This is a genomic window from Phytopseudomonas daroniae (assembly GCF_004327275.1).
GTDB lineage: Bacteria > Pseudomonadota > Gammaproteobacteria > Pseudomonadales > Pseudomonadaceae > Aquipseudomonas > Aquipseudomonas daroniae.
In genome coordinates this window covers 1-519 of record NZ_QJUJ01000025.1, presented here as the reverse complement: position 1 = coordinate 519, position 519 = coordinate 1, and the positions used below count along the sequence as shown (strand labels likewise).

Below are 519 nucleotides of genomic sequence, written 5' to 3'. Positions count from 1 at the left end.
ATCGCCTCAAGGATCTGCAGGAACTGGAGCAGATGGAACAGAATCGTCTGGACGTGACGAGCGATGCCAAGGTAGCCGCGTCGATCCAGTCGGTACTGGGGCATATTCGTCAGCAGATTGCTGACACACTCAAGGCGATCAAGCAGCACTTCGATGACAACGATGATCTGAGAGGGCAACGCGATCTGCTCAAGAGTATCGATGGCATTGCCGACAGAACAGCTGCGCTACTGCTGGCGGAGCTGGGTGATATACAACGCTTCGATGATAGTCGAGCCGTTACCGCATTTGCCGGTTTGAATCCAAGGCTGCAGGAGTCGGGAAAGCACAAAGGACATGTGCGTATATCGCGGATGGGGTCTGCATTACTGCGCGGCGGACTTTACCTGCCGGCGGTTACCTCCCTGACTTACAATTCAGCGATCCGGGCAATGGCCGAGCGACTGCGAGCAAAAGGCAAGACCGGCAAACAGATCGTCTGCGCGGCCATGCGCAAGCTGCTATGCATCGCTTACGGGG

At 56.3% G+C, this 519-nt stretch carries 1 protein-coding gene; it reads left to right on the top strand.

Translation table 11 applies throughout. The annotated features are described in order from the left end of the window. Positions 1-32: 32 nt before the first annotated feature. Positions 33-519: transposase (locus DNK10_RS25810; RefSeq protein ID WP_165496041.1), on the top strand; the 487-nt coding region annotated here is incomplete at its 3' end.